A 26,203-nucleotide genomic window follows, 5' to 3' on the forward strand; every position below is an offset into this window, starting at 1 on the left:
TCTTCGCTCTCGTCTTGATCCAGTTCGGTTTGCGTTCGATCGGAGTCTCCGCATTTCGGATCTCGAGGCGGAGCAATTTGCGTCCTTCTGGGGCCACAGTCACGCGGTCGATGGTACGCCCGGCCCGTCGCACCCGGCGGGCCGGGGAGCGGTCGTCAACCGTACTGAACAGTAGTGAAGGTGGGCGCGGAGGACGTCGGGCCGGCGGCGGCGGAGTCGAACGTCACCCGCTCGATGTCGTGTTCGGTCACCGGAAGTTCGCCGTCGAGCGCGGCGACGACAGCCGCCGTGACTGCGGGCGTGACCTCCTCGACCGTGACGTCGCGGCCCAGTTCCCGCGACAGCGACGTGACCCCGGCGTCGCGGATACCGCACGGGATGATCGCGTCGAACCCCGTGAGAACGGAATTGCAGTTGAGCGAGAAGCCGTGCAGTGCGACACCACGCTGTACCCGCACCCCGATGGCCGCCACCTTGCGCTCGGGCAGCCACTGCCCGTTGTCGAGGGACGCAGGCAGCCACACACCGGAGCGACCGTCCACCCGGCCGCAGTCGATGCCGAGGTCGGTGCACACGGTGATCAGCGCCTGCTCGAGCCGTCGTACGTACCGCACGACGTCGACCGGTTCGGCCAGCTTGACGATCGGGTAGCCCACCAGCTGTCCCGGACCGTGCCAGGTGATCTTCCCGCCGCGGTCGACGTCGATGACGGGAGTGCCGTCGGTCGGACGGTCCTCGGGTTCGGTCCGGCGCCCCGCGGTGTAGACGGCCGGGTGTTCGAGCAGGAGCAGCGTGTCGGTGCCCGCGTTCTCGGCGCGTTCGGCCGCCAGCTCGCGCTGTCGATCCCAGGCGTCGACGTACCCGATCGTGCCGAGGTGTTCGACGGAAATCGGGGAGGGGCTGAAACGGGCGGATTGTGTCGCGCTGCTCATGCGCTAGAGGTTACGCCGGGGCCGCCGAGGCACCACCACGACCTGGGTTCACCGCATGAGGGCGGCGTCGAGCCCTTCCCCGATGGTGTTGTGCCGGAACCGGAATCCCGCATTCTCGAGCACCGTGGGTATCGCGCGCTGTCCGGCCAGAACGCCTTCCTGCGCGAACTCTCCGACCAGCGCGCTGAGCGCGAACCCGGGAACGATCCACGGCGCGGGGCGGTGCAGCGTCCGCGCGACGGCGCCGTTGAACTGGGCGTTGGTGACGGGCGCCGGGCCGGTGACGTTCACGGGTCCGGCGACGTCGTCGCGGGCGAGGACGAACTTGATCGCATCGACCTCGTCCTCCAACGAGATCCACGACAGGTACTGGCGTCCGTTGCCGAGCCGGCCGCCGAGCCCGAACGAGTACAGGGTCTTCAGCCTGCCGAGCAGGCCGCCGTGGGGGGAGAGGACGATGCCGCTCCGCAGCAGAACCGTCCGGGTCTTCGAGGTGCGGGCGGGGGCGGTCGCGGCCTCCCAGTCGCGGCAGGTGTCCGCGAGGAAACCTGTCCCGGAGGGCGAGGTCTCGTCGACGACCCGGTCGCCGGTGTCGCCGTAGTAGCCGACCGCGCTCGCATTCACGAACACGGGCACCCCGGCCTCGGCGACACCCTCGGCCAGGACGTCGGTGGCGGCGATGCGGCTGTCCCGGATCAGTTGCTTGTACGCCCCGGTCCAGCGTTTGTCGCCGACCCCGACGCCGCACAGATTCACGACCGCGTCGGCGTCCGCGAGGATCCCCGTGTCGATCCGGTCCTTCTGCGGATCCCAGCGCGACTCGTCGGGACCCGCGGACGACCGGCGGACGAGGCGGACGACGTCGTGACCGTCGCCGCGGAGAGACGAGACGAGAGCGGTGCCAATCAGCCCGGAGGAACCGGCGATGACCACTCGCATGTGCAACAGCCTCCTTCACAGCGCAGGGGCACCATCCCTGCTGGAAATGGTGCCCCTGCGAAACTACGTTCGGCTCGAAGTCCGGTGACGATCAGAGGCCGAGGTCGGCCTCGAACGCTCCCTGCTCCAGACGCTGCTTGATGGTGGTCAAGAAGCGGCCGGCGTCGGCACCGTCGACGAGGCGGTGATCGTAGGTGAGTGGCAGGTAGCACATCGAGCGGACGCCGATGCTTTCACTGCCGGACTCGTCGGTCACGACCACGGGACGCTTGACGATCGCACCGGTTCCGAGCATCGCGGCCTGCGGGGGCACGAGGATCGGGGTGTCGAACAGGGCGCCCTGGCTGCCGATGTTCGTGATCGTGAACGTTCCACCCGACAGCTCGTCCGGCTTGAGCCCACCGGAGCGGGCGCGCTTGGCGATGTCCGCGATGGCGCGGGCCAGTCCGGCCAGCGACAGGTCGCCGGCGTTGTGGATCACGGGGGACAGCAGGCCCTGGTCGGTGTCGACCGCGATGCCCAGGTGCTCGGCGTCGTAGTAGGTGATCTGCTTGTTCGCCTCGTCGTAGCTGGCGTTGATGTTCGGGTGCGACTTCAGCGCCTCGACGACGGCCTTCGCGAAGAACGGGAGGAACGTGAGCTTGACGCCCTCGCGCTCGAGGAAGGTGTTCTTGGCCTGCGCGCGCAGGGCCGCGATCTTGGTGACGTCGACCTCGAAGGTCTGGGTGAGCTGCGCCGTGGACTGCAGCGACTCCCGCGTCTTCGTGGCGGTGATCTGGCGAATCCGGTTGGCCTTCTGCGTGGTTCCGCGCAGGTGCGCCAGTTCGGGGCGGACCCCGGCGGAGGCGGCTGCGGGAGCAGCGGCGGCGGCCGGTGCGGCAGCAGGCGCGGCAGCGGCGGCCGGTGCCTTCTTGGCCTCGGCGGCGGCGAGGACGTCCTGCTTGCGGATGCGGCCACCGACTCCGGTGCCCGTCACCGAGGACAGGTCGACGCTGTTGTCCGCAGCGAGCTTGCGCACCAGCGGGGTGACGTACGGGGTGCTGTCTCCGGACGTGGCCGCGGGAGCGGGTGCGGCGGCTGCGGGAGCCGGCGCGGATGCTGCCGGTGCCGGGGCACTCTTCGCGGGTTCGGGCTTCGCGGGTTCGGGGGCCGGAGCGGGCTTCGCGGGCTCGGGGGTCGGCTCGGGCTTCGGTTCCGCGGCCGGCTTGGCGGCGGGCGCACCTGAACCGATGACGGCGAGCTGACCGCCGACGGAGACGGTGTCGTCTTCCTCGGCGCTGATCTCGAGGAGCGTACCGGCGACGGGGGACGGGATCTCCGTGTCGACCTTGTCGGTGGATACCTCGACGAGCGGCTCGTCCACGGCGACCTCGTCGCCGACGGCCTTGAGCCAGCGGGTGACGGTGCCCTCGGTGACGGACTCGCCCAATTCGGGCATCTTCACGGCGGTGCCCTCGGCGGAACCGTTGCCGGATGCTGCGGGCGCAGGCTCGGCGGCAGGCGCCTCCGCGGCGGGAGCCGGCTCGGCGGCGGGCTCTTCGGCGGCGGGTGCGGGAGCGGAGTCGGAGGCAGGAGCCTCACCGGCGTCGCCGATCACGGCAAGCTCGCCACCGATTTCCACGGTGTCGTCTTCCTGAGCAACGATCTTGCTGAGAACGCCGGCCACGGGAGACGGGATTTCCGTGTCCACCTTGTCCGTGGAGACTTCGAGCAAGGGTTCGTCAACTTCGACCGTGTCTCCTTCCTGCTTGAGCCACCGCGTGACAGTTCCCTCGGTGACACTCTCACCAAGCGCTGGCATCTGGACGGAGAAGGCCATGTCTTTTGACTCCTCGACAGTTGTGTTCGGGTTGTTGAATTTTGTCGACTTGTGGTCGTGAACCATTGTGCTTCGAGATGCACGTGTCTTGCGTCTACTTGCAGGTAATTCCGATTCGTCGTCACCCACTCGCTGTGTCGGCGCTCCACATCTTTCCATTGATCCGGCGGGCGTGTCCGCCGAGGGGCACCCGTCGGGGACTCCGGTGTGTCGCGACGTAATCGCTACCGGCCAGTAGTTTTCGTGTGCGGCGGAAACCGGGCGTTCGCTGGCAAACTTGGAGGACAGTCGCAGGCATCGTCCGGCGCACGCACTCGAGGAGGCTCGACGTGGGCTTGTTCGACCGATTCTCGCGGCCTCGGTCCGGCCGATCTCAGGCGTCCCCGGAGGACGTCGCATATCTCGCGAACTGGACTCGCACGCACCTCGGTGTGGAGGGCTACGTGGAACCTCGGACGACAGTGACGGAAGTCACTGTCGTGCTCGTCGCGGCGGACGGCGAGTGGACCCGGCGCCGGGTGGGCGGTGAACGTGGCGCCCGCAAACTCGGCGAGGATCTCCGCATCCCCGTGTACGACGTCCGCAAGACCGGCTACCCGCAGCGGATGCGTGACCACGACGCGCGGCGCCGCATCGAGCGGAAGCGGGAACGCGAGCGCGACCTGTAGGCCCTTCGGGCCCGTGCGCCTTTCTGGTAGCCGGAGCAACCAGAAAGGCGCACGGGCGCGGAGCGCCTATCCGTTGGCGGCGATGTCCTCGATCACCGAGATCATGGTGCGCACGGGCACGCCGGTGCCGCCGCGGCCGGTGTATCCCCACGGTCCCGACGAGTTGTAGGCCGGTCCGGCGACGTCGATGTGTGCCCACTGGACGCCGTCGGCGACGAACTCCTTCAGGTACAGGGCCGCCGCGAGCATGCCGCCCCAGCGATGGTTGGTGACGTTGGCGAGGTCGGCGACCTTCGAATCGAGGTCCGAGCGCAGTTCGGCGGGCATCGGCATGGCCCACGCGTTCTCGCCGATCTCCTGGGAGATGGCGGCGACGCGGTCGCGGAACTCGTCGGTGCCCATGACACCGGGCGTCCGGTTGCCCAGCGCCACCATCTGCGCGCCGGTGAGGGTCGCGGTGTCGATGAGGTAGTCGGGGTCGTCCTCGCATGCGCGGACGATGGCGTCGGCGAGGACGAGGCGTCCCTCCGCGTCGGTGTTGATGACCTCCACCGTGGTTCCGCCGTACTGGGTGAGGACGTCGCCGGGGCGCTGCGCGGTGGACGACGGCATGTTCTCGGCCATCGGCACGGTGGCGGTGACGTCGACGGGCAGTCCGAGCTTGGCGGCGAGGACCACGGTGGCGACAACGGCTGCGGCGCCGCCCATATCGGACGTCATGTTCTCCATGCCTGCGGCGGGCTTGATGGAGATGCCGCCGGTGTCGAACGTGATGCCCTTGCCGACGAGCGCGACCTTGGGGGCGTTCCGCTTCTTGGCCGAATAGGTCAATCGGACGAGTCGCGGCAGCCGGGAGGAGCCCTTGCCCACCCCGAGGATGCCGCCGTACCCGTTCTTCTCGAGCGCCTTCTCGTCGAGGACCTCGACCTTCAGTCCGGCGTCGGTGCCGAGAGTCTTTGCGCGGTCGGCGAATTCGGCGGGGAACAGGTGGCTCGGGGGAGTGTTGACGAATTCGCGGGCGGTGGCGACGGCGTCGGCGATCGCCGCGGACCGTGTGAGGGTCTCCTTCGCCTCCTTCGCGCGCGGAGACGAGACCAGCAGCTCCACCCGCGAGACGGGCTGTGCGTCGGGGCCGGGGGCGGATTTCGCGGACTTGAATTCGTTGAAGCGGTACGCGCCGAGGGCGAAACCTTCGGCTGCCGCACCGAGATCGAGTACCGACAGGGTGGTCGCGACGGTGCCGACGCCGCTGAGCGATCGCGCCGCGGCGCCCGCGGACTTGCGGATCTGCTCGGAGTCGAGCTTCTCGGCGGAACCGAGTCCGATGGCGAGCACGCTGTCGACCGGAAGCGTGTCGGGTGCGGGGATGCGGGTCGTCTCCTCCGCCTTGCCGGAGGCCCCCACAGCGACGAGTGTGTCGAGCAGACCGGCCAGCACCGATTCGTCGACGAGGCCGTCGCCGAGCGCGATTTCGGGGCCGTCCGAGGTCGACGTCAGCCCGATCACCAGCACGTCCACCCGCTTGCCGACGGTGCCGGCGAGGGCGAGTTGTGGTCCGAGGGGTCGGGCTGTGTGAGTGCTCACGGTGTCTCTCCTGCAGCGGTTCGGGATCGGGTGGTGTCGGATGGTCGACGTCCGTCCCGATGGTAGTGCTCGTCCGCCGTCGCCTACCCGGTGCGCCCTGGGGTCGGATAAGTTGAGGCCCATGACCGAGGAGCAGTTGTCGCAGGGTCCCGTCCACGCCGTTCACGTCGAACTCGGGGCCACGTTCGCTCCCTTCGGCGGCTGGGAGATGCCCGTCTCGTACGCCGGTGTCGTCGCCGAGCACACCGCGGTGCGCGAGTCGGTAGGGGTGTTCGACGTCAGCCACCTCGGCAAGGCCCTCGTGCGGGGCAGCGGCGCCGCCGCCTTCGTCAACTCGGCGCTGACCAACGATCTCGACAAGATCGGGCCCGGCAAGGCGCAGTACACGCTGTGCTGCACGCCGTCGGGCGGCGTGATCGACGACCTGATCGCCTACTTCGTGAGCCCCGACGAGGTGTTCCTCGTCCCCAACGCGGCCAACACCGCGGACGTGGTCGCGGCACTGGCCGCCACGGCGCCCGAGGGTGTCACGGTGGAGAACCAGCACCGGGACTTCGGTGTGATCGCCGTCCAGGGTCCGAAGTCGGCCGAGGTGCTCACCGCGCTCGGCCTGCCGACGGACATCGAGTACATGGCCTTCGCGGACGCCACCTGGGACGGGGTTCCCGTCCGCGTCTGCCGCAGCGGGTACACCGGTGAGATCGGATTCGAACTGCTGCCGCGCTGGGAGGACAGCGAGACGCTGTTCCGGGCCGCGGTCGAGCAGGTCCGCGCGCACGGCGGCCAGGTCGCCGGTCTCGGTGCCCGGGACACGCTGCGCACCGAGATGGGATACCCATTGCACGGTCACGAACTGTCCCTGGAGATCTCCCCGCTCGAGGCGCGATGCGGCTGGGCGATCGGGTGGAAGAAGCCGAAGTTCTGGGGCAAGGAGACGCTCACCGACGAGAAGGAGTCCGGCCCGGCGCGCAAGCTGTGGGGCATCAAGGCACTGGACCGCGGGGTACTCCGAGCCGGTCAGACCGTGCTGCGCGACGGCGAGTCGATCGGCGAGACCACGTCGGGCACGTTCTCGCCCACGCTCAAGGCCGGGATCGCATTGGCATTGCTCGACTCCGGAGCCGGCGTATCGGCGGGTGACGAGATCGCCGTGGACGTCCGGGGGCGCTCGCTGCGCGCCGAGGTGGTGTCTCCGCCGTTCGTGGAGATCAACACCAAGTAAGCGCCTGTCGCGGACGACCTGTCGGCCGTGGGGCGGCGGAAGGCGTTCGATAAGATCACGGGCATGACAGGTGTCACCGAGTTCGTTCGCGTCCCGCATCCCGCCCTCACCTCCGACGAGGTACGGCGAGAGATACTGGCGGCGCCCGGATTCGGCCGGTACTTCACGGACCACATGGTGTCGATCACCTACTCCACGGAGCTCGGCTGGCACGACGCCAAGGTGGAACCGTACGGGCCGCTTCAGCTCGACCCCGCCGCGATGGTGCTGCACTACGGACAGGCCATCTTCGAGGGGCTGAAGGCGTACCGGCAGCCCGACGGCGGCATCTCGACGTTCCGCCTCGAGGCGAACGCCGAACGACTCGCGACGTCGGCTCGCCGTCTCGCGATGCCGGAACTGCCGGAGGAGTTGTTCGTCAAGTCGATCACCGAACTGCTCGAGCTGGACCACGAATGGGTGCCCGCCGCCGGTGGTGAGGACGCGCTGTACCTCCGCCCGTTCATGTTCTCCACCGAGGCCGGACTCGGGGTGCGTCCGGCCGACGAGTACCGCTACCTGCTGATCGCCTCGCCCGCAGGCGCCTACTTCCCGCGTGGTGTGAAGCCGGTCAGCGTGTGGCTGTCGACGGAGTACGTGCGCGCCGCACCCGGTGGCACCGGCGCCGCCAAGTTCGCGGGCAACTACGCGGCTTCGCTTCTCGCGCAGGCGCAGGCCGCCGACGAGGGATGCGACCAAGTGGTGTGGCTCGACGCGATCGAGCGGTCGTACGTGGAGGAGATGGGCGGCATGAACCTCTTCTTCGTGTTCGGCTCCGGTTCCGATGCCCGCCTCGTGACGCCGTCCCTGTCCGGTTCGCTGCTGCCGGGTATCACCCGCAACTCGCTGCTGACCCTCGCGACCGACGCCGGGTTCGCGGTGGAGGAGCGTCGGATCAGCACCGACGAATGGCGCACCAAGACCAAGTCGGGCGAGATCACCGAGGTGTTCGCGTGCGGTACGGCGGCGGTCATCACACCCGTCGGCCGGGTCAAATCGGCCGAGGGTGAATTCACGATCGCCGACGGCGACCCCGGCGAGGTCACCATGGCCCTGCGCGACACTTTGACCGGCATTCAGCGGGGAACGTTCGCCGACACCCACGGGTGGATGACCAAACTGCGCTGAGCTCGGTTCCGGCGGTCGCTCAGAAAGTGAGACCGATCGCCGCGACGGTGACGGTGATCTCGAGCGCGGCGCCGAGAACGTCGCCGTTCAGGCCGGCGAATCGCCGGACGCAGTGGGCCACCAGCAACGCGGTGAGCGTCAGCGCAACCGCCACGACGACCGGTCCCTGCCACCACGGCGAGGTGCACCACGCGGCCGCCGCAAGGAGCGGAACGGTCCAGGCGATGCCGGTCCACGGTGACTGGGTTTCGGCGACCAGTGCGCCGAAACCTTCCGTCGACGACGCGGGAATTCCGCGCCGGCAGGCGAAGACGACCGCCACCCGCCCAGCCGCCACGGCGACGGCGACGCACGCGAATTGTCCTGCGGCGGCGAGAGATCCGAACGCCAGTCCCTGCGCGCCCAGGCAGATCACCAGGGCGCACACCCCGAACGGGCCCGCACCGCCGCTGTGCATCACGGCCCGCGCCCGCTCCGGCGGCCCGTAACAGCCGAGCCCGTCGACCGTGTCGGACAGACCGTCGATGTGCATGCCCCGGGTGGCGAGAGCGTGTGCACCCACCGTCATCAGGCCGGCGAGGGCGGGGTCGAGACCGGCGGACACGAGTGCCCACAGCAGCCCCGCGGCCAGGACTCCCAGCGCGATCCCGGTCACCGGCGCCGCCCGGATCGCGCGGCGACCCGACACGCGGTCCACGGAATCCGGTCCGTGCAGGGGAAGAACTGTCAGCCATGAGAACGCGAGCAGCACGCCCGACACGGTCAGCCCGCGGTATCGGCGGCGGAGCCGGTCTCGGTGCCGTCGCCGTCCTCGGCGTCGCGGGTGCTGACGCCGGCCTCAGCGAACGTCGCCATCTCCGCGAGCGTGGCGACGGCGCCCTGCAGGATCGGCAGTGCGGTGACGGCGCCGGATCCCTCGCCGAGCCGCATGTCGAGTTCGAGGAGAGGGTCGAGTTGCAGATGCTTCAGCGCGATCGTGTGTGCCGGTTCCGTGGAACGGTGACCGGCCAGCCACCACGCGCGGGCGCCGTGCGCGAGTTCCTCCGCGACCATGGCGGCCGCGGTCACGACGACGCCGTCGAGAATCACCGGGGTCTTGCGGGCGGAGGCCTGGGCGAGGAAGCCGGCCATCGCGGCGAGGTCGGCGCCCGACACCGTCCGCAGGAGCGCCACCGTGTCCCGGACCACCGGCCGGGCCCGGCGCATCGCGTCGCGGATCGCTGCCGTCTTCCGGATCCAGCCGGCGTCGTCGACACCGGTGCCCCGGCCGACCGCCGCCACCGGTTCGGTGTCCGTCAGCGCGGCGATGAGAACGGTGGCCGGTGTGGTGTTGCCGATTCCCATGTCGCCGGCGATCAACAGGTCTGCGCCGGAATCGATCTCGGAGTCGGCGATGGACCGTCCGGCCTCGATGGCCTGCAGTGTCTCCTCGTGGGTGAGCGCGTCCTCGCGGTCGATCGCCCCCGACGAGCGGCGGATTTTGAACGCGGACACCGACGGATCCGTGTCGGCGTCCACGGACAGGTCGACGACGCGCACGCTGGCGCCTGCCCGGTTCGCGAGAGCGTTGACGGCTGCCCCGCCGCCGACGAAGTTGGCGACCATCTGGGCCGTCACCTCGGGCGGATACGCCGAGACGCCGGTCCGGGCCACCCCGTGGTCACCGGCGAACACCACCACCCGCGCCCGCGCGAAGGGGACGGGCGGGCAGACGCCCTGGCAGGCCGCGGCCCAGCACGCGAGCGTCTCGAGGCGTCCGAGCGAGCTGGCCGGTTTGGTGAGCTGCAGCTGACGGGCTTCGGCCTGTGCGCGCACCCCTTCGTCGGGTGGGGTGACGGGTTCGAACCGACCGGGGTCGGTGCTCACGGACTCGCTGGTCACGCTTGGCCTCTCGCTCGAGTGGACACTTCTGGCCCGCGCGACTCACGTGCGGGATCATCTTTCAAGATCATGGTCAGCCCGGCGACGACGAGGACGACGCGATCGCAGACCTGGGCGAGTCGCGCGTTGAGGGCGCCGATCTCGTCGCGGAACAGGCGACCGGACCGGGTCTCGGGAATGACACCGAGACCCACCTCGGGAGTCACCAGCACGAGTGCGCCGCGGTAGTCGCGGACGCTCGCGACGAGTTCGTCCGTGCGTGAGGTGATGGTGCCCCGCGGCGATTCCCAGGCTGCGGCGCCGTCGAGTTCGACGGTGAGCCAGGTGCCGAGATCGTCGACGAGGGTGGCCGCGGCCTCGGTGGGAGAACGCAGCTGGTCGGCGAGGTCGAGCCGGTGCGCGGTTTCCACGGTGAGCCAGCTGCCGGGACGTCGATCGCGGTGCTGAGCGATGCGGTGTTCCCAGTCGTGGTCGTCGGGGTCGCGGTGACTGGTGGCGACGTAGCGCACCCGACCCGCCCCGGCCAGGGCCTGCGTCAGTTCCTCGGCGTGAGCGGATTTTCCGGAGCGTGCACCGCCGAGCACCAATGTTCGCGACGTCTGGTTCGGACGGCTCGGGCGGTCCGGGGAATCGGCGGTGGGCACGGAGGGAAACGCTACCAACCCACGGGAGTGGCAGTATTTTGACGAAGAACGTCAATTCCGCCACTGTTGGCGGGAAGTGAATGGGCGGAAAATTTCAGCCATGACCGAATTCCTCGTCCTCGTTGCACTTCTCCTCGTGCTGCATGCGGCCGTGATGTACGCCGGTCGGCACCTGGGTCCACTCCCGCCGCGACTGCGGAAAAGCTACCGCGACAACTTCTTCCGACCGGCTGATCCCATGACCGACCTGTCGTACGACCGCGACGCCGAACTGGGGCGGCTGCTCGCCGAGACGCACCGCGCGCCCCACAACTGACCGTCAGATGGCGTCGCCGGGGCGCACCCGCGGCTTAGGGGCGCGCAGCTTGCGGATCTGCGACGCACGCACGAACGCATACCACCCGAGCTTGAAACCGCCGTCGGGGGTGTCCGGGAAGCGCTCCCGCACCTGATTGTTGATCTTGCGGCCCAGCCAGACGCCCTCGATGGCCATGAACATCATCATGATGAGCATGGCAAGCGTCACGATCGCCTGCAGCGCCGGGCTGACGAACATGGCCATGATGAGAACCAGGGCCAGCGGCATGAACAGGCCGACGAGGTTGCGCCGGGCGTCGACGATGTCCCGGACGTACGCGCGGACCGGGCCCTTGTCGCGGGGGAGGAGGTACTTGTCCTCGCCGGCGAGCATGCGGGCGCGTCGCTCGGCGGCGGTGGCGCGTCGCTCCGCCGCGGCGACCTTGCGCTCTTCCTTGCTGCCGCGGGTGGCCTTCTTACGGGCGCGTGCCTCTTTCGCCGTCAGGGGCGCGGGCGCGACCGGCCCGCGGCGCCTCGCCTCGGCGTCGCGTCGCTTGGGGGTCGGGCGGCCCTTGCCCGCCTGTTCGGCGGACTCCGCCTCCGAGGCTGTGGACGACTCGGCGACCTCGACGTCCCGCTTGTCTGAATTGTCCGAATCACCGCGGCGTAGCAATTTCACCCTTCCAGAGTATGGGAAGACGGCACCGGGAGGAAAACCGCCCTCACATCGAAATGCCGGGTCGCGCCCGTCGCCATACACTTCGCCGATGCGAGTGATGATCGCACCGGACTCCTTCGGTGAAACGCTGACCGCCGTCGAGGCGACCGCCGCGATCGCGGCGGGATGGTCGGCCGTGCGCCCGGACGACCAGCTGATCGAAGCGCCGCAGTCCGACGGCGGCCCCGGATTCGTGGACGTGATCGCCGCGGCGGGCGGCACCGTCCGCACCGCGGTCGTGGAAGGGCCGCTCGGCGCCGACGTCACCGCCCGCTGGCTCCTCGACGGCACCGACGCCTACCTCGAATCCGCCCAGGCCTGCGGACTCGGACTGCTGGGCGGACCGCCGACGCCCCGCACCGCCCGCGACGCACACAGTCGAGGCGTCGGTCAACTCGTCGTGGCGGCCCTCGACGCCGGAGCGCGCAGAATCGTCGTCGGTCTCGGCGGCAGCAGCTGCACCGACGGCGGCCGCGGCCTCGTCGAAGCCCTCGCGCAGGGGTTCGGGAGCGCGGACGCCGCCGTCGCCCGCCTGCGTTCGGTGGAACTGGTCGCCGCGTCCGACGTCGAGCACCCGTTGCTCGGCGAGCACGGCGCCGCTCGCGTGTTCGGACCGCAGAAGGGTGCCGACCCCGACACCGTCGCCTTCCTCGAGGACCGGAACGCCGCGTGGGCGGGGCAACTGCAGCGGGTGACGGCCCGGGAGGTCGCCGCCGAGGCCGGAGCCGGCGCCGCCGGTGGCATCGGCGCCGCGCTGCTCGCCCTCGGCGCGACCCGCGAATCCGGTGCTCAGGTGGTCGCTCAGCGCACCCGGCAGGACCGCCAACTCGCCTCCGCCCAGCTCGTGATCACCGGCGAAGGCCGCCTCGACCAGCAGTCGCTGCGCGGGAAACTCGTGATCGCGCTCGCCGCTGCCGCCCGCCGGCGGTCGATCGCGACGCTCGTCCTTGCCGGGCAGGTCCTCCTCGACGCCGCGGACCTCGACAGCGCGGGCATCGACGACGCATTGTCCCTGGTCGATCACGCGGGATCGACCGAACTCGCGATGTCGGACGCATACGCGCAGCTGAGAGACCTCGCGGCGGCCGCAGCCCGGGGGTGGGAAGGTGTGGCCGCAGGGTAGTAACCCGAATCCGTGACGTCGGATACCATGGACGTGGATCGATCTGCGGACGCTGCCGCAGGGAATGGAACCCGGGAATAAGTCGGGCGCGGAGTACCGTTGAAGCGTTCACGGGTTTGTTACGAACTACAGGGAGAGCCCATGACTGTGCAGAACGAGACCGCCGTCCACGGCGTCAAGATGACCGAAGCCGCGTCCGCCAAGGCGAAGGCGCTGCTCGATCAGGAAGGTCGCGACGACCTCGCACTGCGTATCGCCGTGCAACCCGGCGGCTGCGCAGGACTGCGTTACCAGCTGTTCTTCGACGACCGGAACCTGGACGGCGACCTGATCGTGGACTTCGGTGGCGTCGCCCTCGCGGTGGACCGGATGAGCGCGCCGTACGTCGAGGGTGCCTCGATCGACTTCGTCGACACCATCGAGAAGCAGGGTTTCACCATCGACAACCCCAACGCGACCGGTTCGTGCGCCTGCGGCGACTCCTTCAACTGAGTCCCAGGCCGAAGTACAACTGAATCGACAAGTCTGACGCGGCGCCGACCGGCTGCCGCGTCAGACTTTTTTCGTGCCCGATCTCCACGTACCCGGGTCCCGTGCTGCCGACCGATCATGGTGGTACTCCGGGGTACGGTGAGAAATCCCGACCGAACTCATCGAAAGGCATCCGCCCGTGACAATTGCGGTAACCGGTTCCATCGCCACCGACCACCTGATGCGGTTTCCGGGCCGGTTCGCCGAGCAACTGCTCGCCGATCAGCTCAGCCACATCTCGTTGAGCTTCCTGGTCGACGACCTCGTAGTCCGGCGCGGGGGAGTGGGCGGCAACATCGCCTACGCCATGGGCGTCCTCGGTGGATCTCCGCTGCTGGTCGGGGCTGTCGGAGCCGACTTCGCGGACTACCGCCGGTGGCTCGAGAGCAACGGCGTCGACTGCACCGCCGTCCGGATCTCGACCACCGCGCACACCGCGCGTTTCGTGTGCACCACCGACGAGGACATGGCGCAGATCGCCTCGTTCTACCCCGGTGCGATGAGTGAGGCCCGCGAGATCCAGCTTTCGGGGATCGCGCAGGACGCCGAACCGCTCGAGCTGGTCCTCATCGGCGCCAACGACCCCGAGGCGATGATCCGCCACACCGAGGAATGCCGCCGGCAGGGCATCCCCTTCGCCGCCGACCCGTCGCAGCAACTCGCCCGACTGAACGGCGAGGAGGCGGCGGCGCTGATCCACGGCGCAAAATACCTGTTCACGAACGAGTACGAATGGGGACTGCTGCAGCAGAAGACCGGACTGTCCGAAGAGGAGATCCGCGCTCAGGTCGGTGTCCGCGTCACGACGCTCGGTTCCAAGGGCGTCGAGATCGCCGATTCCGAGGGCAACTGGACCCGCGTCGCCGTCGTCCCCGAGAAGGCGAAGGTCGACCCGACCGGTGTCGGTGACGGATTCCGGGCCGGATTCCTCCTCGCGCACAGCGCGGGCCTGAGTTTCGAGCGCTCCGCACAGCTGGGGTCGCTCGTGGCCGTGCTCGTACTGGAGACCGTCGGAACCCAGGAATGGACGTTCGACCGCGACGAGGCCGTCAAGCGCCTCGCAGACGCCTACGGATCCACCGCGGCCGACGAGATCGCTGCCGTCCTGCCGTAACAGGCGGCTCCGCCGCCCGTGCGCCTTTTTGGTAGCGCCAACTACCAAAAAGGCGCACGGGCGCGAAGCGCCTACAGCGAGACCGGGTACGCCGGCTCGGCGATCTCCGGAACGATGCGGTTCTCGACGAAGATGCCGTGCCAGACCATGAAGATCAGCACGGTCCACAGGCGACGGCTGTGGTCGGACACGCCGTCCCGGTGGTCGTTCAGCATCTTCGTGATCGCGGCCTTGTCGAGCAGGTGATCGGTGCCCGACGCCGCGATCTGCTCATGTGCCCAATCGAACAGTTCCGTGCCGCGCAGCCAGTGCCGCAGCGGCACCGGGAAGCCCAGCTTCGCCCGATGGAGCACGTGCCCGGGCACGATGCCCTCCAGTGCCTGACGCAGCGCGTACTTGGTGGTGCTCTTGGTGATCTTCTGATCCAACGGCACCTGCGACGCCACCTTGAAGACCTCGGGATCGAGGAACGGCACCCGCAGTTCGAGCGAGTTGGCCATGGTCATCTTGTCGGCCTTGACGAGGATGTCGCCGCGCAACCACGTGAACAGGTCCAGGTGCTGCATCCGGGCCACCGGATCCCACCCCTGCGACTGCGCGTAGATCGGGTCGGTGACGTCGCGGTGCGTCCACTCCGGCCGGAAGTCGCGCAGGACGGCGCGCAACTGTGCGTCGTTGAAGCTGCGCGCGTTGCCGTAGTACCGCTCTTCCAGGGTCAGTGAACCGCGGTTGAGCAGGCTCTTTCCCCGGGTGCCCTCGGGGATGCGCTCGGACAGCTTCCCGGCGGCCCGCCGCAGGCCCTTGGGCAGGTACTCGAACGGCTTGAGCGAAATCGGCTCGCGGTAGATGGTGTACCCGCCGAACAGCTCGTCGGCGCCCTCACCGGACAGCACGACCTTGACGTGCTTGCGCGCCTCCTTGGCCACGAACCACAGCGGAACCAGTGCGGGATCGGCAACCGGATCGTCGAGGTACCACACGATCTCGGGGATGGCGGCGGCGAACTCGGACGGGCTCACCACCTTCACCACGTGGCGCGCGCCGATCGCTTCGGCGGATTCGGCTGCGACGTCGACCTCGGAGTAGCCCTCGCGCTCGAAACCGGTGGTGAACGTGATCAGGTTCGGGTTGTGGCGCATCGCGAGCGCCGCGATTGCCGTCGAGTCGATGCCGCCCGACAGGAAGGACCCGACCGTGACGTCGGCGCGCATGTGCTTGGCGACCGAATCCTCGAGCGCCTCGGCGATCTCGCGGTAGCGGGCCTGCTCGGTGCCCGCGGCGAACGGACGCACCGGGAACGTGGGCGCGAAATAGCGGGTGATCACGGGTTCTTCGCCCGGGCGCACACGTGCGAAGCAACCGGACTCGAGGCGGCGGATCTGCTTGTGGAGGGTTTCCGGCTCCGGCACGTACTGAAGGACGGTGTAATGCTCGACGGCCCGCGGATCGAGTGCGGTGCCGATGCCGATCAGGCTCGCCAGCTCCAGCAGACTCTTCTTCTCGCTACCGAATGCGGTGCCGCCGGTGCCTGTCGCCAGGAAGAGCGGCTTGATCCCGAACGGATCGCGCGCGATGAACAGCTCCCGCGTCTCCGTGTCCCAGATCGCGAACGCGAACATGCCGCGCAGACGACGGACGGCGTCCTCGCCCCAGTAGTGGAACGCGGCGACGATGGACTCGCTGTCACCCTCTGTGACGAACTGCGCACCGAACTGCTCGGCGAGTTCGGCCCGAACCTCGAGGTAGTTGTAGATCTCGCCGTTGAACGTCAGCGCGTAGCGTTCCGGATTCTCCGCCGGACCCCACCGCAAAGGCTGGTGGGAGTGTTCGATGTCGATGATCGACAGCCGATTGAACCCGAAGACCAGGTGGTCGTCGTGCCAGGTCCCGTGCTCGTCCGGCCCACGGTGCCGCAGGCAGTGCATTGCCTGGTCGACCTGTGAGACGGCGTTGTCGCTGGTTTCTCCAGAGGTCAGTAGCCCGAGCAGTCCGCACACAGCGTCCGGTACCTCAATTCAGAATCTTGGAAGGCTCCACGAGGTGGAGTGGTCAGGGATCTCTGCCGGAAAGTATGCCGCAGATTCCCGGAGCGTCCGGTTCGGGCCGCCGGTGACGGTGCCCCGGCTCGAACAGCGACACCGCCGCGGCACCGGCAGCGACACGTCGCCCGACCCGAGGATGGAGAGCCGCCGCCTTTGGTCTACGCTGCGTAGTAATTGGGCCTTCCCATCGGGTGTGCCCTAGTGGAATTTGCGGCGATCAGGAAGGCGTGAACGTGGCGCAAGGTCGGATCCTTCGGCGGGCAGGGTTGGCAGTATCTTTGGGCATTGCTGCCTTGCTGCTGTCGGGTTGTTCAATCGACAACGAGGTGCTTCGTTTCGGGTGGCCTTCGGGCGTAACCCCGCAGGCGCACCGCATGCGTGAACTGTGGACCTGGTCGGTCATCGCCGCCCTCGTCATGGGTGTGCTGGTGTGGGGACTCACCTTCTGGGCGGTGATCTTCCACCGTAAGAAGAAGGACTCACCCGAGTTCCCGCGGCAGACGGCATACAACGTGCCGCTCGAGCTGGCGTACACCGCGGTTCCGTTCGTCATCATTGCCGTGCTGTTCTACTTCACGGTGGTCGTGCAGAACCATGTCCTCGAGAAGGAGGACAACCCCAACGTGGTGGTGGATGTCACTGCGTACCAGTGGAACTGGAAGTTCGGCTACCGCTCCATCGACCTCGGCGAGGGTGGCGGCAAGTACGACGGCGTCGATCAGGAAGCGCAGGCTGCGGTCGAGTCCGCGCCGGCGTCCGAGGCGGAGGCCGAGGGTGAGCACGCCCAGCCCGGGCCGATCCACGGCAAGACCCCCCAGGACCTGTCCTACCTGCACTACGACAAGATCGAGACGATCGGCTCGAGCAACGAGATCCCGATCCTCGTTCTGCCGACCGGCAAGCGGATCCAGTTCGAACTGGCCTCGGCCGACGTCATCCACGCCTTCTGGGTGCCGGAGTTCCTGTTCAAGCGCGACGTGAACCCGAACCCGAAGGAGAACCACTCCGACAACGTCTTCCAGATCAGTGAGATCGAGAAGGAAGGTGCCTTCGTCGGGCGCTGCGCTGAGATGTGCGGCACGTTCCACGCGATGATGAACTTCGAGGTTCGCGCCGTGAGCCCCGACAAGTTCGCGCAGTACATCGAGCTGCGCAAGCCGGCGAGCGAAGGCGGCCGGGATCTGACCACGGCGGAGGCTCTGCAGGCCATCGGCGAGTCCCCGGTTGCGACGTCGACGTCTCCCTTCACCACCGATCGCGGCTACAAGCAGGCGAGCGGTGTCGAAGGTAACTGAACCTGCTGCTGATACCTCACTGACCAAGGACAAGTGCTGATATGAAGATCGAAGCCAAGCTCTTCGAGATCCTGACGGTATTCTTCATTCTCGTCGCGATCGTCTACGGCGTCTTCACCGCCGTTTCACGAACCGGTATCGAGTGGGCGGGTCTGACGGGCATCTGCCTGTCGGCGGGACTGACGCTGATCATCGGAACGTACTTCCGGTTCGTTGCCCGTCGACTCGACACCCGTCCCGAGGACTACGAGGACGCGGAGATCGCCGACGGCGCAGGCGACCTGGGATTCTTCAGCCCCGGTAGCTACTGGCCGATCCTGCTCGCCGCTTCTGCCGCCTTCGTCGCAGTCGCGATGGCGTTCTTCCAGCCGTGGATGATCGTGGTCGCCGTGATTGCGGTTCTCGCGGCCGCTGCGGGTCTCGTCTTCGAGTACTACGTCGGGCCCGAGAAGCACTAGTTCCACCCACAGTCGGACAGCGGAGGCGCCGAATCCCACCGGGATTCGGCGCCTCCGCTTTGCCGTCACTAACGGGCCGGGCCTGCCGCCGCGGCGAGGAGCGCCGACGCCTGATCGGATGCGAGTTGCACCGCCTCGGGGAACACCTGCAACCCGTGTGAGACCAGTGCCCCTTCGTGGAGCAGCATGACGGTGCGTGCGAGTGTCTCCGGGTCGCGCACCGACGCGTCCCGGCACACGCCGGCGAACAGGTCGAGCATCCACCGCTTCTGACCGACGATGACGGCGTACGCCGGATGTGCCGGGTCGCTGATCTCCGCGTGCGCGTTGACCATGCTGCACCCCTTCGCGCTGTTCTCCGCGGTCCACTCCCGGGATGCGTCGAAGATCGCCGTCAGGCGCCGTCCGGGGGAGTCGCCGGCGGTGTCGAGATGGCCGGCGAGAAACGCCCGCCACCGTTCGTCCCGGTCGGCGAGGTACTCGACGACGATCTGTTCCTTCGAACCGAAACGGTCGTAGAGCGTCTTCTTCGTGACACCGGCCTCGGTGGCGATGAGATCCACGCCGACCGCGTGGATTCCCCGCTCGTAGAAGAGGCGGCCGGCCGCGTCCAGCGCCCGCCTCGCTCCCGGTGTCAGCACCACGCGTCGCGGTGACGGGACAGATTCCATGACAAAAGTATACAGATCGGTATAGGTTGAAGAGGTATACCGATCTGTTTACTTAGGTGGTGGTCAAACGTGAATGCGCTTCTCGCCGTGATGTTCGTCCTGTGCTGGAGCTCCGGCTTCATCGGGGCCAAACTCGGCGCCGGGGACGCGGCCCCTCTGACCGTACTGACCTGGCGGTTCCTGCCGCTCGCCGTCGCACTGGCCCTGGCGGCCGCCCTGTTCGGACGCGCACGGTGGCGGGGACTCGGGTCCCGTGCGCTCGGCCGTCAGGTGACGGTCGGCGCGCTGTCGCAGACCGGATATCTGCTGACCGTCTACCAGGCGATCGGACTCGGCGTCTCGACCGGCACCACGGCACTGATCGACGGCACCCAGCCCCTGGTCGTCGCCGTGCTGGCCGGCCCGCTGCTGGGTCAGTACGTCGCGCCCCGGCAGTGGTGGGGGCTGCTGCTCGGACTGGCGGGGGTCGTGATCGTCACCGCAGGCGACGCCACCGCTGCGTCCGGCGTGTCGTGGTGGGCGTATCTCGTGCCGTTCGCCGGGATGCTGTCGCTGGTGGCCGCGACCTTCCTGGAGAGTCGCTCACCGACCGACACCGACCCCGTCGTGTCCATGACCGTGCACTGCGCGACCAGTGCCGTGCTCTTCACCGCCCTCGCCGCGTGCGCCGGACAGGTGTCGCCACCGCCGACGGCATCGTTCTGGTGGTCGGTGGCCTGGCTGATCGGCCTGTCCACGTTCGGCGGCTACGGCCTGTACTGGCTCGTGCTGCGTCGGAGTGGAGTCACCCGGGTCAATGCCCTGATGTTCCTGATGGCACCGGTGACGGCGATCTGGGGGACCGTGATGTTCGGCGAGCCGTTCGGAATCCTCACCGTACTCGGTCTACTTCTGGGACTCGGGGCGGTCGCGCTCGTGTTCCGCGCACAGCCGCGGGGGAGGGGAGCGGGCACGCCCACAGACGAGCAGAGCCCCGAACCGGACGTGGTTCGGGGCTCTGCTCGGTTGCGGAGGTGAGGCTAGTGGGCCTCGCCGTTGCCGGACGATCCGTTGCCGGAAGCCGACGAACCGTTGCCGTGGGCGCGGTCCTGGTACTCCCGCAGCATCGTGAGCTGCTCGTGCTCGCCGTGGTGCAGGGCGTGCTCGAGAGCCAGGCTCTCCTCGACCGGGTCGGCCGTGACGAGGCTGCCGGAACCGGGCTTGCCGGCGGAACCGAGCTTGTTCATCTTCTTCGGGACGGTCGCACCCTGGTACTCGAGCGGGATCGGATGACCGTGGCCGTCGACCGGGCCGAGCGGCTGGTGGATCTCGATGTACTGACCGTTCGGCATCCGCTTGATGATGCCGGTCTCGATGCCGTGCTCGAGAACCTCACGGTCGCTGCGCTGGAGACCCAGGCAGAACCGGTAGGCCACGAAGAAGGCGATCGGAGGCAGCAACACCATGCCGATGCGGCCGATCCACGTCATCGCGTTCAACGAGATGCTCAGGTGGTACGCGATGATGTCGTTGATGCAGGAGATCGTCAGGACGGCGTAGAACGCAATCGCCATCGCACCGATCGCGGTACGCACCGGAACGTCACGCGGACGCTGCAGCAGGTTGTGGTGAGCGTCGTCCTTGGTCAGACGCTTCTCGATCCACGGGTAGGCGATCAGCACCGTGAACACCAGACCCATGATCAACGCCACGGCGAACACCGACGGAATGGTGTAGCGGTCGAACAGGTAGATGTCCCACGCCGGCCACAGGCGGGCCAGGCCGTCCGTCCACATCATGTAGATGTCGGGCTGCGAACCTGCCGACACCTGCGACGGGTTGTAGGGGCCGATGGTCCAGACCGGGTTGATCTGCAGCACGCCACCCATCACGGCGAGCACACCGAACGTGATCGCGAAGAACGCACCCGACTTGACGGCGAACACCGGGAGGATGCGCACACCCACGACGTTGTTCTCCGTGCGGCCGGGGCCGGGGAACTGCGTGTGCTTCTGGTACCAGACGAGCGCGAGGTGACCGGCGATCAGGGCGAGGATGATGCCCGGGAACAGCAGGACGTGCGCGACGTACAGGCGGGGGATGATCAGGTCGCCGGGGAAGTCGCCGCCGAAGATCAGCCAGTGCATCCAGGTGCCCGCGATCGGGATGCTCAGCGTGATGCCGGAGAACGCGGCGCGCAGGCCCGTGCCGGACAGCAGGTCGTCGGGGATCGTGTAGCCGAAGAATCCCTCGAACATCGCCAGGATCAGCAGCAGGCAGCCGATGACCCAGTTGGCCTCACGCGGACGCCGGAAGGCGCCGGTGAAGAAGATGCGCATCAGGTGCACGACGATCGACGCCGCGAACATCAGCGCCGCCCAGTGGTGGATCTGACGGACGAACAGACCGCCGCGAACCTCGAACGAGATGTTCAGCGTGGTCTCGTACGCGCGGGACATCGTGACGCCGCGCAGCGGCTCGTACGCACCGTTGTAGACGACGTGCGCCATCGACGGGTCGAAGAACAGGGTCAGGTAGACACCGGAGATCAGCAGGATGACGAAGCTGTACAGCGCGATCTCGCCGAGCAGGAACGACCAGTGGGTGGGGAAGACCTTGTTGATCTGCCGCCGCATTCCCGCTGCGAGGTGGTAGCGCGAGTCCATCGCTTCGGCCTGGCCGGTGGCCATCGCGCTCAGTTTGGACGGTTTGTTGTCGGTCACGGTCGACGCTCCCAAAATGCCGGGCCGAGAGCTTCGATGTAGTCACCCGTTGTGACTAGGAAACCCTCTTCGTTCACTGTAATAGGCAACTGCGGAAGTGCACGAGCGGCCGGACCGAAAATCGGCTTTCCGTAGGTCAGCGCGTCGAACTGCGACTGGTGGCACGGGCAGAGGATTCGGTTGGTCTGCTGTTCGTACAGGGAGGTGGGGCAGCCGAGGTGGGTGCAGATCTTCGAGAAGGCGAAGTAGTCGCCGTAGTTGAAGCTCTCCTGGCCCTTGCGCTTGGTGACCCGCGCCGTGTCCTCTGTGCGGAGGCGGATGAGCATGGTCGCGTTGCGGATGCCGCGCAGCGCCTCGAGCAGCGCGTCGTGGTCGCCGCGGTCGGACTCACGGAACGGGAACACCGTTTCCATGGCGCCGGCGTCCAGGTCTTCCGGGCGGACGAGGACGACGTCCTCGGGGCGACCGGTGTCGCGGCGCAGGTAGATGGTCTCGCCCGCGTAGCGGGGCGTCCATCCCGACACCCACAGCGGGGAGTCGTCGCGCTTGGCCCACGGGTTCTTGACCAGACCACCGAGGGGCATGACGGACATGATGCCGAGGGCACCGCCGCCGAAGATGAGGGTGCGCTTGAGGAGCTTGCGGCGTCCCAGCGTCGACGTGTCGAACGAGTCGCCGAGTTCCGCGACGATCGTCTTGCGATCGACCTCGGACGATCCACCGTCGTGGCGGTCCTGGATGGACACCTCTTCGGGGATGAACTTCTTGGTGAACTGCACCGCTCCGACACCGAGGCCGAGGATGGCCAGACCCATGGTGAGGCCGATCAGCGGCGTGTACAGGCTGTAGGCCGAGTAGTGCTCCTCGCCGGCGCCTGCGTACTCCCAGGGCCAGAAGAGGTAGATCGCGATGAACGCGATCGCCGAGATGCCGGAGAGAGCGAACCAGAAGGCGACCGACCGCTCGGCGCGCTTCTCGGCCTTCGTCCCCGGAACCGCCCAGCGGTTGCGGCGGAACGCGACATCGACGTGGTCGAGGTTGGTGCCGAGCTCGACCAGTTCGTCGCGGCTCAGGTTCTCGAGTTCTGCATCCGTGTACTTCTTTGGCGTGGCGCCGCCCGGCTGGCCAGCGTCGCTCATGACCTTGCTCCGATCCACAGTGCTGCACCGACGACAGCGATGATTCCGATGACCCACATGGCCAAGCCCTCGGAGGCGGGACCGATGCCGCCGAGTCCGTAGCCGCCGGGCTGCTTCGTCTCGCCTGACGACTTGATGTAGGCGATGATGTCCTTCTTCTCCTCGAGGGTCAGCTGACGGTCCGAGAACTTGGGCATGTTCTGCGGGCCGGTGACCATCGCGGCGTAGATCTGCTGCTCGCTGGCCGGGTCGAGGACCGGCGCGTACTTACCGGACGAGAGCGCACCGCCACGCCCGGTGAAGTTGTGGCAGGACGCGCAGTTGAGGCGGAAGAGCTCGCTGCCGCGTCCGATGTCGCCGCCGCGCAGCGACGACTGGGCGATCTCGCCGTTCTCGTCGCGGATGACGGTGGGGCCGCCACCGTTGGCCTGGACGTACGCGCCGATGGCGTCCGTCTGCTCGGCGTCGAACTTGACGGGCTTGCGCTCCACCTGGGCCTCGTTGCGCGAGGCCGGCATGCGTCCCGACGACACCTGGAAGTACACGGCTGCCTCGCCGACACCGATCAGGCTCGGTCCGCGATCCTGCACACCCTGCAGGTTCGCGCCGTGGCACGTGATGCACGACGTGTCGTACAACTGCTTGCCCTCGCGGATCAGTGCTGCCTGATCGTCGGTGGCGGTGGCCACCTGCGGGGTCGGCGTCAACGCGGACGCGAGGAAACCGGCGCTGACCAGTCCCATCATCAGGACCAGGGCGCCCGTGACGCGCCTGCGGAGCTTCCGCTGGCGGCGTGCCTTCGCGGCAGACGCTGTGGTATCGGATGCGGGAGGGGGGGATGAACTCATCTGTATCCCTTTGGTATGTCGGGACGGACTGGACGTCAGGGGGCTGCCTGGGGCGTTCAGCTGATCAACGGATGAAATAGATCGTGGCGAACAGGCCGATCCACACGATGTCGACGAAGTGCCAGTAGTACGAGACGACGATGGCGGCGGTGGCCTGGGCGGGCGTGAACTTGCTGACCTTGGTGCGTGCGATCAGGAAGACGAACGCGATGAGGCCGCCGATCACGTGCATGCCGTGGAAGCCGGTGGTCATGTAGAACACCGAGCCGTACACGCTGCTGGAGATCGAGGTGCCGTGCTCGACGAGGTGGATGTACTCGTAGGCCTGGCCGAGGACGAAGAAGGTGCCCATCGCCAGCGTCAGGAGGTACCACCGGCGGAGGCCGAAGACGTCGCCGCGCTCGGCCGCGAACACACCCATCTGGCAGGTGAACGACGAGGCGATCAGCACCAGCGTCACCGGTACGGCGAGGAACAGATTCAGCTCGGTCGGCTCCGGCGGCCAGTTCCCATTCGCCTGTGCTCGCGCCACGAAGTACATGGCGAAGAGCCCTGCGAAGAACATGAGCTCACTTGACAACCACACGATGGTGCCAACGCTGACCATGTTAGGTCGGTTCAGCGAGTGCACGCGTTGGGTGATTGCTGATCCTGAAGTCCCTACTGCGCTCGTCACAGACAGAAGTATGACGCTTCGTCGTAAGAGACGACTACCCGGGTCCACCCTCGGCGCGTCGACGCGCCCCGCTTGTCCGATTCTCCCTGCTGACAGCCCTGGTGGCGGACCGTGAAAGGGTGGAGTCATGCGCTCTCGTGACAACAGTACGGGGTGGCTGCGGAGGCTGTTCGGCAGTCGGCAACCGGCCCCTCTCGATCAGGATCGTCCCGACCTCGTGGTCGTCGCCTCGAGCTTCGACGACGTGGAGGCGTGCTCGACCGCGCTCGACCGCGCCGCCGCCGAGAATCCGCGGTGGGACGCCGGCGCGGAAGCGGTGCTGCGGCACCATCTGCGGCTGCCCGCCTCGTCCGTGGCCGACGCCGTGTCGATCGCCGCGCAGGACGGTTACCGACCGCAGGATCCGGACGGTCCGGCATCCCCGGCCGAGGACGGTGCGACGGTCGGACTCGTGCTGCAGCGGGTCCAGATCCTCGATGCGCTGCACTGTTCTCAGGAACGGTCGAGAATGGCCGGGCTGGCGCAGCGGCTCGGTGGCTCGGTCGACGGCTGGGACGCGACGCAACCGGCGCGCGAGTCCGATCCGCCCGGTGACTAGGCTGCCAGGACCGGATCCGCCACTAGTACAAGGGGACACGACGATGCAGAGCCCGACTGCTCAGGGGACGAACGACGGTGTGCGGCCGGCACGCACGTGGCCGTCGGTCCTCGGCACGCTCACCGACGGACGTGACCTGTCGGTGGACGAGGCGAGATGGGCGATGGACGAGATCATGTCCGACAACGCCACGTCCGCGCAGATCGCGGCGTTCGGCGTCGCCCTCAAGATGAAGGGCGAGACACCGGAGGAGTTGCGCGGACTCGCGGACTCGATGCTCGGGCACGCGCGCAAGGTCCCCGTCGACGACGACGTCGTCGACATAGTCGGCACCGGTGGTGACCGATCCAACACCGTGAACATCTCCACGATGGCGTCACTCGTGGTCGCGGCGTCCGGCATTCGCGTCGTCAAACACGGAAACCGGGCCGCATCGTCCAAGAGCGGCGGCGCGGACGTTCTCGAGGCACTCGGGGTGAAGATCAATCTCGGCCCCGACGAGGTGGCCCGCTGCGTCCGGGAGGTCGGCATCGGTTTCTGCTTCGCGCCGGTGTTCCATCCCGCCCTGCGGTTCGCGGGCGCGCCGCGCAAGGAGATCGGCATCCCGACCGTCTTCAACGTGCTCGGACCGCTCACCAATCCGGCCCGTCCGCGGGCCGGCCTCATCGGCTGCGCGTTCCCGGGCCTGATCTCGGTGGTGGCCGGTGTGCTCGCGCAGCGCGGCAACTCGGCGCTCGTGGTGCGCGGTGACGACGGCCTGGACGAGTTGACGACGTCGACCACGTCGACCGTGCACATCGTGGCGGACGGGGCGGTGACCACCCGTCAGCTCGACCCCCGGGACATCGGGATCGCGCGGGTGTCGCTCGACGAACTGCGCGGCGGCGATGCCGAGGTGAACGCGGCGGTGGCACGGCGACTCCTCGCCGGTGAGACCGGACCCGTACGCGACGCGGTCCTCCTCAACGCCGCGGCGGCGATCGCCGCGTTCCGGGGACTCGGCGGCCGCACGCTCGAAGACGCGCTGTCGGACGGACTCTCGGCGGCGGCGCAGTCGATCGACAGTGGAGCGGCCGCGACGCTGCTCGCACGGTGGGCCGAACTCACGTCGGGACTGGCCACCAGCAAATAGTCG

At 68.1% G+C, this 26,203-nt stretch carries 26 protein-coding genes and 1 pseudogene; 12 read left to right on the forward strand and 15 right to left on the reverse strand.

Annotated features, from left to right (window positions below):
- The 4 genes and pseudogenes from QM841_RS25325 to sucB all read right to left on the reverse strand — a co-directional run.
- Positions 1-133, reverse strand: a pseudogene (locus tag QM841_RS25325) (lipoyl synthase); the annotation flags it as partial.
- A 22-nt stretch (positions 134-155) separates the two neighbouring features.
- Positions 156-932, reverse strand: a complete 777-nt coding sequence (gene lipB / locus QM841_RS25330; RefSeq protein ID WP_283334228.1) for a lipoyl(octanoyl) transferase LipB — start codon at positions 930-932, stop codon at positions 156-158.
- A 48-nt stretch (positions 933-980) separates the two neighbouring features.
- Complete coding sequence (locus tag QM841_RS25335; protein WP_283334229.1) at positions 981-1,871, reverse strand: TIGR01777 family oxidoreductase; 891 nt, start codon at positions 1,869-1,871, stop codon at positions 981-983.
- Between the two features lie 91 nt (positions 1,872-1,962).
- On the reverse strand, positions 1,963-3,690 hold the full coding sequence (sucB, locus tag QM841_RS25340) for a 2-oxoglutarate dehydrogenase, E2 component, dihydrolipoamide succinyltransferase (protein ID WP_283334230.1): 1,728 nt from the start codon (positions 3,688-3,690) through the stop codon (positions 1,963-1,965).
- 329 nt (positions 3,691-4,019) lie between these two features.
- Here sucB and QM841_RS25345 point away from each other — a divergent pair, with 329 nt between their 5' ends.
- A complete protein-coding gene (locus tag QM841_RS25345; RefSeq protein WP_283334231.1) occupies positions 4,020-4,358 on the forward strand; it encodes an oxidoreductase in 339 nt (112 codons plus the stop codon).
- A 66-nt stretch (positions 4,359-4,424) separates the two neighbouring features.
- Here the strand turns inward: QM841_RS25345 and QM841_RS25350 are convergent, their stop codons facing one another.
- Complete coding sequence (locus tag QM841_RS25350; RefSeq protein ID WP_283334232.1) at positions 4,425-5,942, reverse strand: leucyl aminopeptidase; 1,518 nt, start codon at positions 5,940-5,942, stop codon at positions 4,425-4,427.
- 121 nt (positions 5,943-6,063) lie between these two features.
- On the opposite strand from QM841_RS25350, the gene gcvT reads away from it, so the two are divergent.
- Together gcvT and QM841_RS25360 are read left to right on the forward strand one after the other, a co-directional pair.
- On the forward strand, positions 6,064-7,164 hold the full coding sequence (gene gcvT, locus QM841_RS25355) for a glycine cleavage system aminomethyltransferase GcvT (protein WP_283334233.1): 1,101 nt from the start codon (positions 6,064-6,066) through the stop codon (positions 7,162-7,164).
- Between the two features lie 63 nt (positions 7,165-7,227).
- On the forward strand, positions 7,228-8,331 hold the full coding sequence (locus QM841_RS25360; protein ID WP_283334234.1) for a branched-chain amino acid aminotransferase: 1,104 nt from the start codon (positions 7,228-7,230) through the stop codon (positions 8,329-8,331).
- 19 nt (positions 8,332-8,350) lie between these two features.
- Here QM841_RS25360 and QM841_RS25365 read toward each other — a convergent pair whose 3' ends face one another.
- Genes QM841_RS25365 through cobU form a run of 3 tightly spaced genes read right to left on the reverse strand, consistent with a single transcriptional unit; the run spans position 8,351 to position 10,856 of the window.
- A complete protein-coding gene (locus QM841_RS25365) occupies positions 8,351-9,091 on the reverse strand; it encodes an adenosylcobinamide-GDP ribazoletransferase (RefSeq protein ID WP_283334235.1) in 741 nt (246 codons plus the stop codon).
- A 2-nt stretch (positions 9,092-9,093) separates the two neighbouring features.
- Positions 9,094-10,212 (reverse strand): nicotinate-nucleotide--dimethylbenzimidazole phosphoribosyltransferase, encoded by a 1,119-nt coding sequence (gene cobT / locus QM841_RS25370; RefSeq protein ID WP_283334236.1) that lies wholly within the window; start codon positions 10,210-10,212, stop codon positions 9,094-9,096.
- The gene (gene cobU / locus QM841_RS25375) at positions 10,209-10,856 is read right to left on the reverse strand and encodes a bifunctional adenosylcobinamide kinase/adenosylcobinamide-phosphate guanylyltransferase (RefSeq protein ID WP_283334237.1); all 648 of its coding nucleotides are present in this window, start codon (positions 10,854-10,856) and stop codon (positions 10,209-10,211) included. The genes cobT and cobU overlap by 4 nt, the downstream gene beginning before the upstream one ends.
- A 100-nt stretch (positions 10,857-10,956) precedes the next feature.
- On the opposite strand from cobU, the gene QM841_RS25380 reads away from it, so the two are divergent.
- Positions 10,957-11,172, forward strand: a complete 216-nt coding sequence (locus tag QM841_RS25380) for a hypothetical protein (RefSeq protein ID WP_280782596.1) — start codon at positions 10,957-10,959, stop codon at positions 11,170-11,172.
- A 3-nt stretch (positions 11,173-11,175) separates the two neighbouring features.
- Here QM841_RS25380 and QM841_RS25385 read toward each other — a convergent pair whose 3' ends face one another.
- Entirely contained in the window at positions 11,176-11,832 is a 657-nt protein-coding gene (locus QM841_RS25385; protein ID WP_280782595.1) for a DUF3043 domain-containing protein, read from the reverse strand.
- Between the two features lie 88 nt (positions 11,833-11,920).
- Between QM841_RS25385 and QM841_RS25390 the strand changes: the two genes are divergently transcribed.
- From QM841_RS25390 to QM841_RS25400, 3 genes are all read left to right on the forward strand, one after another.
- Entirely contained in the window at positions 11,921-12,994 is a 1,074-nt protein-coding gene (locus QM841_RS25390) for a glycerate kinase family protein (protein ID WP_280782594.1), read from the forward strand.
- Between the two features lie 141 nt (positions 12,995-13,135).
- Positions 13,136-13,486: an iron-sulfur cluster assembly accessory protein gene (locus QM841_RS25395; RefSeq protein WP_005247725.1), complete on the forward strand. Its 351-nt coding sequence runs from the start codon at positions 13,136-13,138 to the stop codon at positions 13,484-13,486.
- A 178-nt stretch (positions 13,487-13,664) separates the two neighbouring features.
- On the forward strand, positions 13,665-14,639 hold the full coding sequence (locus QM841_RS25400) for a carbohydrate kinase family protein (protein ID WP_283334238.1): 975 nt from the start codon (positions 13,665-13,667) through the stop codon (positions 14,637-14,639).
- Positions 14,640-14,710: 71 nt separating this feature from the next.
- Here QM841_RS25400 and asnB read toward each other — a convergent pair whose 3' ends face one another.
- Positions 14,711-16,636 (reverse strand): asparagine synthase (glutamine-hydrolyzing), encoded by a 1,926-nt coding sequence (asnB, locus tag QM841_RS25405; protein WP_283334239.1) that lies wholly within the window; start codon positions 16,634-16,636, stop codon positions 14,711-14,713.
- Positions 16,637-16,908: 272 nt separating this feature from the next.
- Between asnB and ctaC the strand changes: the two genes are divergently transcribed.
- Positions 16,909-17,976 carry an aa3-type cytochrome oxidase subunit II gene (gene ctaC / locus QM841_RS25410; RefSeq protein WP_043824202.1) on the forward strand — a complete coding sequence of 356 codons (1,068 nt, stop codon included), beginning with the start codon at positions 16,909-16,911 and terminating at the stop codon, positions 17,974-17,976.
- 41 nt (positions 17,977-18,017) lie between these two features.
- Positions 18,018-18,434, forward strand: coding sequence for a cytochrome c oxidase subunit 4 (locus QM841_RS25415; RefSeq protein WP_005573189.1), 417 nt, complete (start codon positions 18,018-18,020; stop codon positions 18,432-18,434).
- Between the two features lie 68 nt (positions 18,435-18,502).
- Here QM841_RS25415 and QM841_RS25420 read toward each other — a convergent pair whose 3' ends face one another.
- Entirely contained in the window at positions 18,503-19,105 is a 603-nt protein-coding gene (locus QM841_RS25420; RefSeq protein ID WP_283334240.1) for a TetR/AcrR family transcriptional regulator, read from the reverse strand.
- Positions 19,106-19,174: 69 nt separating this feature from the next.
- Between QM841_RS25420 and QM841_RS25425 the strand changes: the two genes are divergently transcribed.
- Complete coding sequence (locus QM841_RS25425) at positions 19,175-20,122, forward strand: DMT family transporter (RefSeq protein ID WP_283334241.1); 948 nt, start codon at positions 19,175-19,177, stop codon at positions 20,120-20,122.
- Positions 20,123-20,124: 2 nt separating this feature from the next.
- On the opposite strand, the gene qcrB is transcribed toward QM841_RS25425, so the two are convergent.
- From qcrB to ctaE, 4 genes are all read right to left on the reverse strand, one after another.
- Positions 20,125-21,774, reverse strand: coding sequence for a cytochrome bc1 complex cytochrome b subunit (gene qcrB / locus QM841_RS25430; RefSeq protein ID WP_105413747.1), 1,650 nt, complete (start codon positions 21,772-21,774; stop codon positions 20,125-20,127).
- Positions 21,775-21,803: 29 nt separating this feature from the next.
- The gene (gene qcrA, locus QM841_RS25435) at positions 21,804-22,946 is read right to left on the reverse strand and encodes a cytochrome bc1 complex Rieske iron-sulfur subunit (protein WP_105413618.1); all 1,143 of its coding nucleotides are present in this window, start codon (positions 22,944-22,946) and stop codon (positions 21,804-21,806) included.
- A complete protein-coding gene (gene qcrC / locus QM841_RS25440; protein WP_105413619.1) occupies positions 22,943-23,794 on the reverse strand; it encodes a cytochrome bc1 complex diheme cytochrome c subunit in 852 nt (283 codons plus the stop codon). Before qcrC ends, qcrA begins: the two co-directional genes overlap by 4 nt.
- A gap of 64 nt (positions 23,795-23,858) precedes the next feature.
- A complete protein-coding gene (gene ctaE, locus QM841_RS25445; RefSeq protein WP_005260123.1) occupies positions 23,859-24,470 on the reverse strand; it encodes an aa3-type cytochrome oxidase subunit III in 612 nt (203 codons plus the stop codon).
- A gap of 127 nt (positions 24,471-24,597) precedes the next feature.
- Between ctaE and QM841_RS25450 the strand changes: the two genes are divergently transcribed.
- Positions 24,598-25,068 carry a hypothetical protein gene (locus QM841_RS25450; RefSeq protein WP_283334242.1) on the forward strand — a complete coding sequence of 157 codons (471 nt, stop codon included), beginning with the start codon at positions 24,598-24,600 and terminating at the stop codon, positions 25,066-25,068.
- 43 nt (positions 25,069-25,111) lie between these two features.
- Positions 25,112-26,200, forward strand: a complete 1,089-nt coding sequence (trpD, locus tag QM841_RS25455; protein WP_280782587.1) for an anthranilate phosphoribosyltransferase — start codon at positions 25,112-25,114, stop codon at positions 26,198-26,200.
- Positions 26,201-26,203: the final 3 nt, after the last annotated feature.

The organism is Rhodococcus sp. IEGM 1307, from assembly GCF_030056915.1.
Taxonomy (GTDB): Bacteria; Actinomycetota; Actinomycetes; order Mycobacteriales; family Mycobacteriaceae; genus Rhodococcus_F; species Rhodococcus_F opacus_D.